This window comes from Salinivibrio sp. ML198 (assembly GCF_001996015.1).
In the GTDB taxonomy this organism is placed as follows: domain Bacteria; phylum Pseudomonadota; class Gammaproteobacteria; order Enterobacterales; family Vibrionaceae; genus Salinivibrio; species Salinivibrio siamensis.
The window spans coordinates 31,421-44,690 of record NZ_MUEZ01000009.1; the positions used below are offsets into that span (position 1 = coordinate 31,421).

The window sequence follows — 13,270 nt, forward strand, 5'->3', positions numbered from 1 at the left end:
TATGGCTGTCACGCCGGGAATGACAGAAAAAGAGCTTTACGCGCCGATTGAGTGGGAACCGACTGAGCATGCGTTTAGCGATATCCTATACCATAAATCCACCGACGGTATCGCTCGGATCACCATTAACCGCCCTCAGGTACGCAATGCATTCCGGCCTCAAACGGTAAAAGAAATGATGCAAGCGTTGGCTGATGCGCGCTATGACAGCCGAGTGGGCGTGATTATCCTCACTGGGCTGGGAGAGAAGGCGTTTTGTTCCGGCGGCGATCAGTCCGTGCGGGGCGACTACGGCGGATATCAAGATGATGAAGGCACGCACCATTTGAACGTGCTGGACTTTCAGCGTCAGATCCGCACCTGCCCCAAACCCGTCATTGCCGCTGTTGCAGGCTATGCCGTCGGTGGTGGCCACGTATTGCATATGATGTGTGATTTAACCATCGCCGCCGACAACGCCCAGTTTGGGCAAACGGGTCCCAAGGTCGGCAGCTTTGACGGTGGCTGGGGGGCGTCTTATATGGCACGGATTGTGGGTCAGAAAAAAGCCCGTGAAATCTGGTTCTTGTGCCGTTTCTACAATGCGCAAGAAGCCGTAGACATGGGATTGGTGAACACCGTTGTGCCACTGGATGAGCTTGAGCGAGAGACAGTGCGTTGGTGCCGGGAAGTGCTCCAACACAGCCCCATGGCGTTGCGCTGCTTAAAAGCGGCGTTGAATGCAGACTGCGATGGGCAGGCAGGTCTACAAGAACTGGCCGGTAACGCCACCATGATGTTTTACATGACCGATGAGGGGCAAGAAGGGCGCAATGCCTTTAATGAAAAACGCCGCCCTGAATTTGATCGTTTCCCACGTAATCCATAGAGGTCACTATGAGACAGGCACGGATTTATCACTACACCTTGCCAGTCAATGCCGGTTTATTTGTCCGTGATCAGCCGTTAACGGAGAGAGAGGGCTTGGTGGTTGAATTAAGCGAGGGAGCACAACGTGGTTGGGGCGAAGTAGCGCCGCTCCCCGGTTTTAGCCAAGAAACCTTTGCTGAGGCACGTCATGCGTTAATTGCTGCCACCGCGGTTTGGTGTGATCATCGTAATATTGCCATGCCACAACTGCCTCCTTCTGTGGCATGGGGGCTAAGTATCGCGCAAGCCGAGTTAGACAAGCATTTGCCCACTCAGTCAGGCTTTCGTCATGTGCCCGTGTGTACGGGGGATCCTGATGCCTTGTTGGTGACGCTGGGGCAACAACCGGCGGGCCAGCCTTATGAGGCAAAAATTAAAGTGGGGGAGTATGAGGTCGCCCGCGATCGGTTAATGATAGCGACCATGTTAGAGGCGTTGCCGGATTTGAGGCTGCGCCTTGACGCGAACCGTCGTTGGCAACCTGAGCAACTTGCCAGCTTTTGGAATGGGCTCAGTGAAGCCCACCAAGCGCGAATTCACTGGATTGAAGAGCCTTGTCGCGATCCTAACCAATCGCTCGTACAGGCACAGGCATTAGGCTACCCCCTGGCGTGGGACGAGAGCTTAATCGATAGCCAAGATATGGCGTTGCTTGAAAACGATCGGGTCTCGACCTGGGTGATTAAGCCCAGTTTACTCGGCGATCTGGCCACCATTGAGCAATGGGTGAGCCGGGCGCATGCGTTGGGCAAAACGGCAGTGATTAGCTCGGCATTAGAAACCAGTTTGGGCTTAACGCAATTATCACGATTGGCCGATTGGTTGACCCCAGGTGTCGTGCCAGGACTTGATACATTGGGGATTTATCAGCATCAACTCGATCGCACTTGGCCAGGGGCGTCGCAGCCCTTGATCCCGCTCCACGACCAGCCACTCGTGTGGATAAACACCTTGTGAGTCAACGCATGTTTGGGTTTGATACGTGGCCATGGCGCCATTGGGCGGCTGTAGCACCGAACGCGAAAGCGATTGATAGCGAGATGCCGCTCACATGGGGTGCACTCAGTACGCTCGTGGATGGCCAGCAAGCTCGACTGGGTGAGGCGCCCATTGTGGTGCTCGACAGCGCATTGTCACTAAGGGAACTGATTGTGGGGATGCTCGCGGCTTGGCAGGCGGGGAAAAAAACGCTGGTATTGAATCAAGCTTTAAGTGACGAGGTGCAAGCCTCCGTGCTGAGTCAACTTGGCGTCTATCAATTTTTGCCTGACCGCTCGCGCCAACCGCGTGTCAATGTGCTGCCCATTGCCACCCATTGGCAACCCGATAAGCCTCTGACGTTAACCTTAACTTCCGGGTCAACCGGTACGCCTAAGGTGATTGCTCACGCGGCTCATCAGCATCTCGCCAGTGCTGCCGGTTTAACCCAAATGCTGCCTTTTTTGGGCTTGGCGGATAAGACGACCTCTCTAGAAAACCGCGTCGATCGTTGGCTCTTATCGTTGCCACTGTTTCATATATCCGGCTTAGCCATTGTATGGCGTTGGTTGTATAAAGGCGCACAGCTGGCTATCTATCCATGTCGTGGGGAAAGCATGGCATCGGCGCTCACACATGTTAGCCACGCCTCGTTAGTGCCCACGCAGCTCTATCGCGTGTTGCCTGCACTGAGAAAATGCCCAGATACTTCCACCTTATCTCACGTGTTGCTCGGTGGCGCTGCGATTTCAAGTGCACTGACGGAGCAGGCAGAACAACAAGGGATAAGCTGTTGGTGTGGGTATGGGATGACGGAAACGGCATCGACGGTCACCTTAAAGCGAGCCGATGTACAGGATGATGTGGGCACCATCTTGCCCTATCGCGATGTGATGGTGGCGGATGACGGTGAGGTAATCCACCGCGGGGAGACGTTAGCCTTAGGGGTTTGGCAAGCGGGCGCATTGCAACCGCTTGATGCGTCCAAAGGACTGGCCTCGCGCGATTTAGCGAGTTGGTGTACAGACGTTCACCCGCCGACGCTACGTATCATCGGGCGTAAGGATAATCAATTTATCTGCGGTGGGGAGAACGTTCAGCCCGAGGTGATTGAGGCACACTTGCAACAGTGTGCCGAGATCCGTCAGGCCATGGTCGTTCCGGTTGACGATCGCGAATTCGGGGCGCGTCCGTTGGCGATTATCCAGAGTCGGTGCCTTCTCAACGCCCAGCAGCTGGCTGACTATTGTCGGCGCTTGCCCGCTTATCAACGCCCGGTCGCGTTTTTACCTTGGCCATCTTTATCACCCGAGGCGGGGATTAAACCGTCTCGAGCGCAATTAACCCAATGGGCTCAACGCCAAGCGATTGACTAAGGTCGGTCGGCGCGCAGGCGAATGACTTCATTGCGCATATGCTCTGAGGTCGCTTGCTCAGGCTCAACGGCTGGACCGGCGACGACGGTGACTTTAGACCAAAACCGCTTGGGCAGTTTTAACATGGCTTTCCCGCCATGACGGCTAAAATAGCTGCCCCAAAGGCCCTGTAACGCCATCGGTACCACAGGCACCGGAGAGCGTTGCAAAATCATATCCATCCCGCGGCGGAATTGGTCGATTTCGCCGTCATAACTAAGATGCCCTTCTGGGAAAATCAGTACCACTTCGCCATTATCAAGCGCCTTTTGAATCTCGTTCATGGCGGCCCGGATCGTGCGGCCCCGATGGCTAATGGGGATCACTTTTGAGGTACGGAAGAACCAATGTAGCACGGGTAATTGATATAAATCTTCAAACATTACAAAGCGGATAGGGCGATGACACGCGCCAGCTAACAAGAGCGCGTCCATATAGCTGACATGGTTACAAATCAGCAAGGCACCGCCTTTTTCAGGAATATGGTGTAAGTCTTGGTGTTTTACTCGATACAGGGTATGGGTGACCATCCAGGTAAAAAAGCGCAAGGCGAAAATCGGTACCAGCTTGCTGACATAGATAGCCACCAAGAAGTTGAGCACCGCCAATACTAAGAAGAATTCCGCGATAGATAACTCAACCACGACCAAGAGAGTGATACCGAGTATCGCACTGACCACCATAAACAAGGCATTGAAAATATTGTTGGCGGCAATCACACGCGCACGCGCGGCTTTATCGGCGCGTTGTTGCATCAGGCTGTACAGTGGCACAATAAAAATCCCGCCACACACGCCAATCATCAATAGGTCGATAAACACCCAGGTCAGGGCTGGATCAGTGATAAAAGCAAGCAGGTTGCTATGAAGGGTCGGGGCCGCCGGCGTGGCAAAAAACAAATGTAAGCCAAAGCCGGTTAATCCTAAACTGCCCAAGGGGACAATGCCGGGCTCGATACGATGACCAGAAAGCTTATCACACAGCAATGCTCCCACAGCGATGCCAACAGAAAACAAGGTGAGCAGAAATGATACGCCAATTTCACCGCCACCGATCGAGGCGGTGAATTTGGGAAACTGGGTTAAATAGCTGGCACCTAGAAACCAAAACCAGCTGATCCCGAGAATCGCTTGTAAGGTGACCTTGTCTTTACGCGCGAAACGCAGCGTTTGTCGCATTAAAGCAACGGGTCGGTAACGTAAATTGAGTCCAGGGTTACCCGCGGGGGCGGGAGGGATGGCATGGGCAGACATGACGCCGAGCAACGCAAAACTAAATACGGCTATCCCAGATATCAGGTTAGAGTCAGGGTGATGGGCAATAAAGCCCGCCAGCAAGGTACCGAGCAGAATCGATAAAAAGGTGCCGGTTTCCACCAAGGCATTGCCTGAAACAAGCTCTTTGTCATTGAGCGTTTGTGGTAGTAATGCGTATTTCACCGGGCCAAAAAAAGCCGATTGGGTGCCCATCAAAAAAAGTAAGCCGAGTAACACATTCCAAGCGTGAAAATACAGCGCGACAGCGGCACTCGACATGATCACCACTTCTAACCATTTCACCCGTCGCATAATAAGGGCTTTGTCGTATTTGTCTGCAAGCTCGCCAGCAAAGGCAGAAAACAAGAAAAAAGGCAGAATAAACAGCCCAGCAGCGGCGTTGATAAACAGCGTGGCATCCATCGGCAGTTGATCGGCCGAGGCGAACGCGACCATGATCACCAACACATTCTTATAGACGTTATCGTTAAACGCGCCCAATGCCTGGGTAATGAAATAAGGCAAAAAACGTCGCTCGCGTAAAAGCTGAAACTGTTGGCTCATTTAGGCAGATCCATTTCGCGTTGCAATAAGCGACTTATACTAGCAGCGAGCGAGGTATGCGCAACCTTGAATACGTTGCGCATCATTCAGTTAGTTGTTAAACAAGGAGGACTAAGAGAATTTTTGCATGTTTTTAATCGACACTTGCTCATTGAGTGTCCAAAAATCATACAGCACACCAATTAAGAAAAAGCCACCGGTAAATAGGTAAATAAAGCCGGTGATCCATTTACCCATGTACATACGGTGAATGCCAAACACACCCAGAAAGGTCAGTAATAGCCAGGCAATGGTAAAATCCGTGGGGCCACTGCGAAAACGGAGATCGGCTTCTTTATCCATGGAAGGAATCAAGAACAAATCCACAATCCAGCCAACGAAGAACAGGCCTAGGGTGAAAAACCAGAGGGTGCCAGTTACTGGTTTTCCATAGTAAAACCGGTGGGATCCGAGAAAACCAAAGATCCAGAGTAAGTAACCAACAAATTTACTGTGGGTATCATTCATGGCTTGGTCCTATTGCAGTGAAAAGAATACTAATGGCTTGGAGTGCCTGCGTGGCAAATGGTTCCTACTGACGCCAAAACAGTGGTGTTTGGATGACGTTTGGTAACAATTATTCCCGCTCTGCCAATTGACTTCACCACCAGAGACTCTAGCATGATAACGGTCTTAAACCACAGATGATGCGATGATGAAAAAATTACTCTCTGTTGCAGCCTTGATGGTTGTCTTTGTTGTGACAGCGCCTTACGCAGAAGCGAAACGCTTCGGCGGCGGCAAGTCTTTTGGTAAAAGCTTTAAAACCGCGCCTGCGCCAAAAAATACCACCACTAATACCAACACCCTCAAACAGAATACCTCGAAAACAAGTAAAAAAGGGCTCGCCGGTGGTTTACTCGGCGGTTTGCTCGCCGGTGGTTTGTTGGCCGCATTCTTCGGCGGGGCGTTTGAGGGTATCCAATTTATGGATATCTTGATTCTGGGCCTGATCGCCTACTTTGCCATGAAGTTTCTCCGCGGGCTCACCCAAGCCAAAGCAGGGGCTCAGGCGCAAGGGCCGGCCTACGCGGGGCAACACAAAGGTTATTACCATGAAAAGCCTCATGCATTTCGACAAAACGCGGCAGGCACAGGCGCGACGTCAGGTGGGTTTGGGGGCATGCAAAACGATGTGCCATTTAACTTTCCGCCTCAGTTCGACATGCAAAGTTTCTTGAGCGGAGCCCGTGAGCATTATCGGATTTTGCAAGGAGCATGGAACCATAACGAGCTTGAGAAAATTCAAGAGTATGTGACGCCTGAGCTTTATAACGATCTCGCGGCCGAGCGTGCACGATTGGGCAGTGAACAACACACTGAAGTCATGTATGTGGATGCCGAGATTGTTCGCGCCGATTATGACAGCCGCAGGGCACAATTGAGCTTAAAATTCACCGGTCGTTATTGTGACCGCGTGGAGGGGATCGAAGAAGATATTACGGATATCTGGCACTTAGAACGTGACTTAAGCCAGCCCAATGCGCCTTGGTTGATTGTGGGGATCCAAAGCTAACAGCTCGTGGTGAAACACGGTGATACACAAAGCGCTGGCTAAGGTAAGCCAGCGTTTTTTATGTCGCCGCTTCCAGATAAATAAGGTTATCGAGCGCTTGCTGGTACGTATCACCACATACCTCGGGATCTGCATCGAATGCGGCACACACCTCGGGGCGGTCGTCGGATCCAAACAGCTGACAGAGGTTGCGTTCATCCAGCTGTACACAACGGGTATTAGCAGGTTTACCGTTTGGCATACCGGGGATCGGTGACGAAATGCTAGGCGCGATACAGCAAGCGCCGCAGCCAAGACGGCACGAAAATGGCGATGAAGTTGGCATCATCATAGCCTCCGTCAACGTGCAAAGTCGGGCACTCTACCACTCACTTTTGGACTATCCAACCCACGCAAAGGCTTGCTTGCACTTTACGGCTATGATGGTTATAACAAGCGCGCAATGTCGTTGCCGTGAAAAGGCGGCAATAAAAAAAGAGATTAAACATCATGAGCACGCCTTTTTGGCAACAAAAAACCTTGGCACAAATGAGTGATGAGGAGTGGGAGTCACTCTGTGACGGCTGTGGCCGCTGCTGCCTACACAAATTGATTGATGAAGAGACAGACGAGCTTTACTACACCAATGTCGCCTGTAGTTTGCTCGATGATAAAACCTGTTCGTGCAAAGATTATCCCAACCGCTTTTCGTATGAAGAGTCATGTTTGAAGCTTACCCGCGATAAGATTGATGAGTTTTATTGGTTGCCGGAAACCTGTGCCTATCGCTTGCTGGCTGAACATAAACCCTTACCCGAGTGGCATCCGCTGATCACAGGATTAAAGGCGGCGATGCATAAAGCGGGGATCTCGGTAAAAGACAGCGTGGTGTATGAAATCGATGTGATTGATTGGGAAGATCATATCCAGCTGACTCAGCAACGGCGATAACCCCAGCACGATAACCCCAGCACATTGTCACCCTATGGCGCAGACTCCCCCATTGTTTAATTTCTGTTGTTGGGCATAATGATGGCCAACTCGACAGGAGGTGACATGCAAAGGTACACGCGTCGTTCAAAAGCTGGCTGGGCCCTCGCCATTGCGCTTTGGGTACTGGCGGTGTGTGCTTTGCAAAACCAACTGAGTTGGCAATCAGGGGTACAAGCGACTTGCCAAGCAGTCAATATTAGTGACGTAGAGGGAGCAAAAAGCGCACTGGATAAAAAATGTGCGCTTTCCGAGCAATTAATGCATCCTTCTGCGTTGGCGTTAGACTGGCTACCATCACCGCTTTGGTGGCTGATTGTGTTACTTGCGGTGATGGCAACGTTCCGCCTCTTGGTGGTGTTACCCACCCATGACCCGCCTACCTATCGACGACGGCACCTTTGCTTATGTGTGTTCCGAGAATAAAGCGCCTTTTTCTCAATGGCGTCTTTATTTTTAACAAGGAACAGACTTATGAATCGACTCAATGACTATTGGCACGCTTTTAAACACGGTCATGTTTGGCAAGGCGTTGCTTTACTGCCGCTTTTGTTTTTGTGCTTACTGCTACTCAGCCCGGCGGTACGGGCCACTGCGCCTGATACAGGTTGGCTCAGTAACCCCGACCATCCACCCGTTAAGGCGCGCCTCGCCTTAACCGGACAAGGTCATCCACAGACTCAGCACCTCGATGGGTTGCTCTCTATCCGTTTACAAGGCGACTGGAAAACCTATTGGCGCTCGCCAGGTGAGGGCGGAGTCGCACCGGAACTTATCATCAACGACAGCCAAAACCTGGGTGATATTACCTGGCACTGGCCGGCGCCTAGTCGCCATGAGCTACTTGGCCTGACCATGCTGGGCTACAAAGGGCAGGTGACTTTCCCGCTGACCTTTGAGGTTGAAACCTGGCAACAGCCGGTTTCGCTCGATGCCACCTTGCGCTTGTCCTCGTGCACCAGTGTGTGTGTGATCACTGATTATCCTATCTCGCTCGACTTTACCCCGAGCACGCTTGAGGCGGATGGCGAGCGGATGTATCAGTTCAACCAAGCGATGAGTCAGGTGCCTAAGCCACTTCCCAGTGTGCAAATTGAATCCGCGGTGTGGGATGCCAACCAGCAACAGCTCGCGGTCACTGTGACTGGGAGCCAAGCTTGGCAGCAACCCGATATGCTGGTGGATGGTGATGCCGTTATCGATGATACCTTTGGCGTGCCCAGTATCCACCGTGATGGCGATACCTTGACCGCGACCTTTGATGTCACCAATTGGATTGAGCCCCCCAACCTTACCGATAAACCCATTCATGTGACTGTCATGGATAAGCAGCTGCTGGCTGAGCACAGCATTACCGTGCGGGCGGGGAGTGTGGTTTCGCAAACCGGATTCTCGATCTGGATGATTGGCGGTATCGCACTTTTGGGTGGATTGATCCTTAACGTGATGCCCTGTGTGCTCCCGGTGCTGGGCCTTAAGCTCAACAGTATCGTTGCCAACCCAGATGCGACACGTGGCACCATTCGTGGTCAGTTTTTGGCGTCAGCCGCTGGGATTCTGGTGTCCTTTTGGGCGATTGCTGGGCTGTTAATGATCTTAAAACTGACGGGACAAGCCGTGGGTTGGGGGATCCAGTTCCAAAGCCCGATATTTATTGGGGTGATGACGCTGGTGATTTGGCTGTTCGCCCTGAGCTTATTTGATGTGCTGCGTATTGATTTACCGCCCAGTTGGCAGACGTGGCTAGCGACACGTGGTGGTCACACCCGTAGCGGGCATTTTGTTCAAGGCGTGTTTGCCACATTACTGGCCACACCGTGTTCGGCCCCTTTCCTCGGCACGGCCGTGGCGTACGCGCTGGGTGGGTCGTTGACGGCGCTTTGGCTGATCTTTACCGCGCTCGCGGTTGGTATGGCGCTACCGTGGCTGCTGGTCGCCGCTTTTCCAGGGCTGACGCGCGCATTACCCAAGCCTGGCCCGTGGATGAATCATGTCAAACGGGTCTTTGCGCTGTTGCTGGCCGGCACCACGGTGTGGCTATTCTGGCTGTGGATGCCGTACCTCGGTGTGTTAGGCGCAATCTTAATGGGGACGCTGTTGCTGGCTGCCAGTATCTGGCTGACGTATCGTGCCCTCGGCAAGATGGCTGCAATTAAAGGCGCGGCAGGACTGCTGCTGGTCATCGTGCTGGGGCTTATCGGCGCATCATTGACAGCACAGCGGTGGGCAACGCCGCTCAATCCTGACCCGGATTGGGTGAGTCTGGATGAAGCCGCGATCGATCAAGCGGTGGATCAGGGCAAAGTGGTGTTTGTTGATGTGACGGCGGATTGGTGCATTACCTGTCATGCCAACAAAGTGGGAGTGATTCTACAATCCCCCGTGTATGACGCCATCACCGCGCCGAATGTGGTGACGATGCAAGGAGATTGGACCCGTCCGAGTGATAGCGTGACTCAGTATTTGCAAAAGCACCAGCGTTATGGTGTGCCGTTTAACATTGTCTACGGCCCCGGTGCACCAGAAGGGATCCCCTTACCCGTCATTTTGACTGACAAGGCGGTGATGGCGGCCATTGAGCAGGCGAAAACGCCATGACGGCCAAGCAAACAAAACGGTCTTGGCGTATGCGGGTCAAACGCGGTGCGCGTGACCTGTGCTGGCTCACCGTGTTTGTACTGATATCTAGCACCACAGTGGATTGGTGGCGAAGCCGCGATATCGATACCAGTGAGGTCCCCGTCGCGTCAATGCGTCTGCTGGATGGCCGCCAACAGGATTTGGTGGCGATGTCGCAAGACGAACCCGTGCTTGTCTATGTATGGGCAACCTGGTGCGGGGTATGCCGTTTTGTGACCCCCTCGGTAGATTGGTTAAGTGGTCATGCGCAGGTGGTCTCGATCGCGTTACGCTCAGGCTCAAACAAACACATTGCCGGATACCTTGCGCATCATGGTTATGATTTTCCTGTCGTGAACGATCAAAGCGGGGCGCTTTCTAACGCATTTGCGGTGAAAGTGACGCCGACCGTGATGGTGGTCGAGCAAGGAGAAATCACATCAATAACAACAGGCTTCACAACACCGTTTGGCCTATGGTTAAGGCTGGTGTTATGAATTTACATTTATCAAAAGGAAACCCAATGTCCTTATCTCGCTATATCGCCCCACTGTGGGCTCTACTGCTTTTAGCGCTGCCGGTCAGTGCCCACGCGTTGTCGGATACGGAGCAAGCACAACTGGATGAGATTGTCAGCTTGTTAGAAGAGAACCCCAAACTGATCGCCAACCTCAACCAGAGTTTGCAAAAGTTTGTTGAACAGCAAAAAACGTTAAAGGAAAACCTTGCCGCACGTCGTGACTGGTTTGAATCGGACACCCACAGCTGGATTGGTGCTGAGAACCCTGAGGTCACCGTGGTGAACTTTATGGATTACAACTGCCCATACTGTAAAAAACTGGAAGAAGAATTGCAGAAACTGGTGGCCGCGCATGACGATGTCAAGGTGATTAATATTGCTGTACCACTCAAACAGCAGAGTATCGAATCGCTCGGCACTAATTCCGCGGTGTATGCGATGAACGTGTGGCTAGAACAGCCACAGACATTTGCGCAGGTCCATGAATTATTGATGAAAAAGCGCGGTATGCATGATGCGCGCTCGTTAGAGAAAATCGCGCAGAAAACCGGTACCGAAGCATTGCTTGCCGGCAAAGAAATGACCGGAAAAGCGGTTGCAGAGAACTATCGCGCGTTTGTTGAGCTAGGGCTAAGAGGTACGCCCGCGATGATCATTGGCGATCAGGTCGCGCCCGGCTATTTGCCGTACCCACAGCTCGAAGCCATGGTTGAAGCGGCGAGAGCCGAAGGCTAAGCCCTTATCGGCGTCGCTAACGCGTTGAAAGCCAGTCCTATTGCGACTGGCTTTTTTTGTTAGCTGCGCTTTGGTGTAAAAGCTGGCAAAATAGCGCGCCTTAACGGTAAAGGTACGGCATGAGTCACACGAATTATCAATCCCCACGCATTGTATTAGGCCCGATGGAAGGTGTCCTCGACCCCTTAATGCGCAAGTTGCTCACGGAGATTAATCACTACAGCCTCTGTGTCACTGAGTTTGTGCGCGTGGTTGACCAACGCTTGCCGGAAAAAGTCTTTCATCGCTTTTGTCCTGAGTTAGCGCATGGGGGCACCACGACGGCGGGGACCCCGGTTCGTGTACAGCTATTGGGCCAAGATCCAACGGCGATGGCGAGTAATGCCGTCCGCGCGATCCAACTTGGCTCGCAAGGTATTGATATCAATTTTGGTTGTCCGTCGAAAACGGTGAATGGCAACCGTGGGGGCGCGGCGTTGCTCAAAACCCCGGAGCACATGTTTGATGTGGTTAAAGCAGTGCGCGATACGGTGGATCCTGCCTATACGGTGAGCGCCAAAATACGTCTTGGCTTTAATGATCTTGATGATTACTTGTTCATTGCCGAGGCCGTGGCAAAGGCAGGCGCTGATGAGTTAGTGGTTCACGGACGTACCAAGCGCGATGGTTACAAAGCGGGTACCATTCGTTGGGATTTAATTGCTGACATTAATCAACACGTGCCCATCCCAGTGACGGCCAATGGCGATATTTGTCACCGTGAGGATGCACTGCGCTGCCAAGCAATGACCGGCTGCGATACCTTAATGGTGTGCCGTGGGGCGTTAAACATGCCCAATTTGGGCCAGCATATCCGTGATGGCGTTGCACCGATGCCTTGGCCTGCGGTGCTAGCATTGCTGGTTCGCTATACCGAGCAAGAACGCCAAGGTGATAAGGCGCAGTATTTCCCCAATCGCATCAAGCAATGGTTCAAGTATTTGCGCCAATATTATCCCCAGGCAGATGCCTGCTTTAAGGTGATTCGCGTTCTTAATCGCGCCGATGAGATAGTGCGTGCACTCGATAAAGCACGTGAACAAACAGAATTGATGACACAGGAAAGTTTATGTCAACACTAATGACGCTCTCTGAGCACTGGGACGGTATGCCTGCCAGCTTTGTGGAAGGAGCACTGCTGGCCGCGAACATTTGTCCGGCTCCTTTAGACCCTGACACTTGGCTGTCGGTGTTAGTGACCGCTGGGGTAGAAGACGACGAGGAGACGGCCGGTCTCCATCCAGACGATAAACAGTCAGTGCTGGCGCACCTCGAGCAGCAATATCACGCCTTGATGCGTAATGATTATGTATTGCCGGATAGCTTAATGTTGTCGATGCGCGGTGAGCACGCCCAAGCTTTCGCCGAGGGTTTTTTAGCGGTGTGGCCCTATGTTGAGCCGCACTGGCACGATGTGAGCATGAATGATGGCAGTCGCCGGATGCTATCCGCCTTAGTCACTAGCATGCTGCTGCTACACGATGAAGCAGGCACGTTAGCGCAGATGAAAGAGGTTGGTATTGATGTTGAGCCGGGCCAATATATGGATCAACTGGATTTAATGATCCAAGACGTGGCGAAAGCGGCGGATGAAGCACAACAAGGCACGCATGGTGCGCACCAGGTTAACCCATTTAAGTCGATAGGTCGCAACGATCCTTGCCCATGTGGCAGTGGTGCCAAGTTCAAAAAGTGCTGTGGGCGTTAATGA

14 protein-coding genes are annotated in these 13,270 nt (G+C 52.5%); 11 read left to right on the top strand and 3 right to left on the bottom strand.

What is annotated here, in order from left to right:
- The first annotated feature begins 1 nt into the window (after position 1).
- From menB to BZG25_RS07880, 3 genes are read left to right on the top strand one after another with little or no spacing between them, the layout of a single operon-like run.
- Positions 2-868 (top strand): 1,4-dihydroxy-2-naphthoyl-CoA synthase, encoded by an 867-nt coding sequence (gene menB, locus BZG25_RS07870; protein WP_077638789.1) that lies wholly within the window; start codon positions 2-4, stop codon positions 866-868.
- Positions 869-876: 8 nt separating this feature from the next.
- The gene (gene menC / locus BZG25_RS07875; RefSeq protein WP_077578048.1) at positions 877-1,866 is read left to right on the top strand and encodes an o-succinylbenzoate synthase; all 990 of its coding nucleotides are present in this window, start codon (positions 877-879) and stop codon (positions 1,864-1,866) included.
- Complete coding sequence (locus tag BZG25_RS07880) at positions 1,863-3,263, top strand: AMP-binding protein (RefSeq protein ID WP_131826105.1); 1,401 nt, start codon at positions 1,863-1,865, stop codon at positions 3,261-3,263. Before menC ends, BZG25_RS07880 begins: the two co-directional genes overlap by 4 nt.
- Here BZG25_RS07880 and BZG25_RS07885 read toward each other — a convergent pair.
- Positions 3,260-5,122, bottom strand: coding sequence for an MFS transporter (locus tag BZG25_RS07885; RefSeq protein ID WP_046075270.1), 1,863 nt, complete (start codon positions 5,120-5,122; stop codon positions 3,260-3,262). The two genes, BZG25_RS07880 and BZG25_RS07885, sit on opposite strands and share 4 nt — an antisense overlap.
- A gap of 111 nt (positions 5,123-5,233) precedes the next feature.
- A complete protein-coding gene (locus BZG25_RS07890) occupies positions 5,234-5,629 on the bottom strand; it encodes a TM2 domain-containing protein (protein WP_046075271.1) in 396 nt (131 codons plus the stop codon).
- A gap of 187 nt (positions 5,630-5,816) precedes the next feature.
- Here BZG25_RS07890 and BZG25_RS07895 point away from each other — a divergent pair, with 187 nt between their 5' ends.
- Entirely contained in the window at positions 5,817-6,677 is an 861-nt protein-coding gene (locus BZG25_RS07895; RefSeq protein ID WP_046075272.1) for a Tim44 domain-containing protein, read from the top strand.
- Positions 6,678-6,735: 58 nt separating this feature from the next.
- Here BZG25_RS07895 and BZG25_RS07900 read toward each other — a convergent pair whose 3' ends face one another.
- A complete protein-coding gene (locus tag BZG25_RS07900; RefSeq protein ID WP_077638845.1) occupies positions 6,736-7,002 on the bottom strand; it encodes a YkgJ family cysteine cluster protein in 267 nt (88 codons plus the stop codon).
- Positions 7,003-7,166: 164 nt separating this feature from the next.
- Here BZG25_RS07900 and BZG25_RS07905 point away from each other — a divergent pair, with 164 nt between their 5' ends.
- The 7 genes from BZG25_RS07905 to BZG25_RS07935 all read left to right on the top strand — a co-directional run bounded on the left by BZG25_RS07905 (position 7,167) and on the right by BZG25_RS07935 (position 13,267).
- A complete protein-coding gene (locus BZG25_RS07905; RefSeq protein ID WP_077638791.1) occupies positions 7,167-7,607 on the top strand; it encodes a YcgN family cysteine cluster protein in 441 nt (146 codons plus the stop codon).
- A 105-nt stretch (positions 7,608-7,712) separates the two neighbouring features.
- On the top strand, positions 7,713-8,072 hold the full coding sequence (locus tag BZG25_RS07910; protein WP_046075275.1) for a hypothetical protein: 360 nt from the start codon (positions 7,713-7,715) through the stop codon (positions 8,070-8,072).
- A 48-nt stretch (positions 8,073-8,120) separates the two neighbouring features.
- Positions 8,121-10,244 carry a protein-disulfide reductase DsbD gene (locus BZG25_RS07915; RefSeq protein ID WP_077638792.1) on the top strand — a complete coding sequence of 708 codons (2,124 nt, stop codon included), beginning with the start codon at positions 8,121-8,123 and terminating at the stop codon, positions 10,242-10,244.
- Positions 10,241-10,762, top strand: coding sequence for a protein disulfide oxidoreductase (locus BZG25_RS07920; RefSeq protein ID WP_046075277.1), 522 nt, complete (start codon positions 10,241-10,243; stop codon positions 10,760-10,762). Before BZG25_RS07915 ends, BZG25_RS07920 begins: the two co-directional genes overlap by 4 nt.
- Before the next feature lie 26 nt (positions 10,763-10,788).
- Positions 10,789-11,520: a DsbA family protein gene (locus BZG25_RS07925; RefSeq protein ID WP_046075278.1), complete on the top strand. Its 732-nt coding sequence runs from the start codon at positions 10,789-10,791 to the stop codon at positions 11,518-11,520.
- A 119-nt stretch (positions 11,521-11,639) separates the two neighbouring features.
- Entirely contained in the window at positions 11,640-12,641 is a 1,002-nt protein-coding gene (locus BZG25_RS07930) for a tRNA-dihydrouridine synthase (protein ID WP_241828674.1), read from the top strand.
- A complete protein-coding gene (locus tag BZG25_RS07935) occupies positions 12,629-13,267 on the top strand; it encodes an SEC-C metal-binding domain-containing protein (protein ID WP_077638793.1) in 639 nt (212 codons plus the stop codon). Before BZG25_RS07930 ends, BZG25_RS07935 begins: the two co-directional genes overlap by 13 nt.
- The last annotated feature ends 3 nt before the right edge of the window (positions 13,268-13,270 follow it).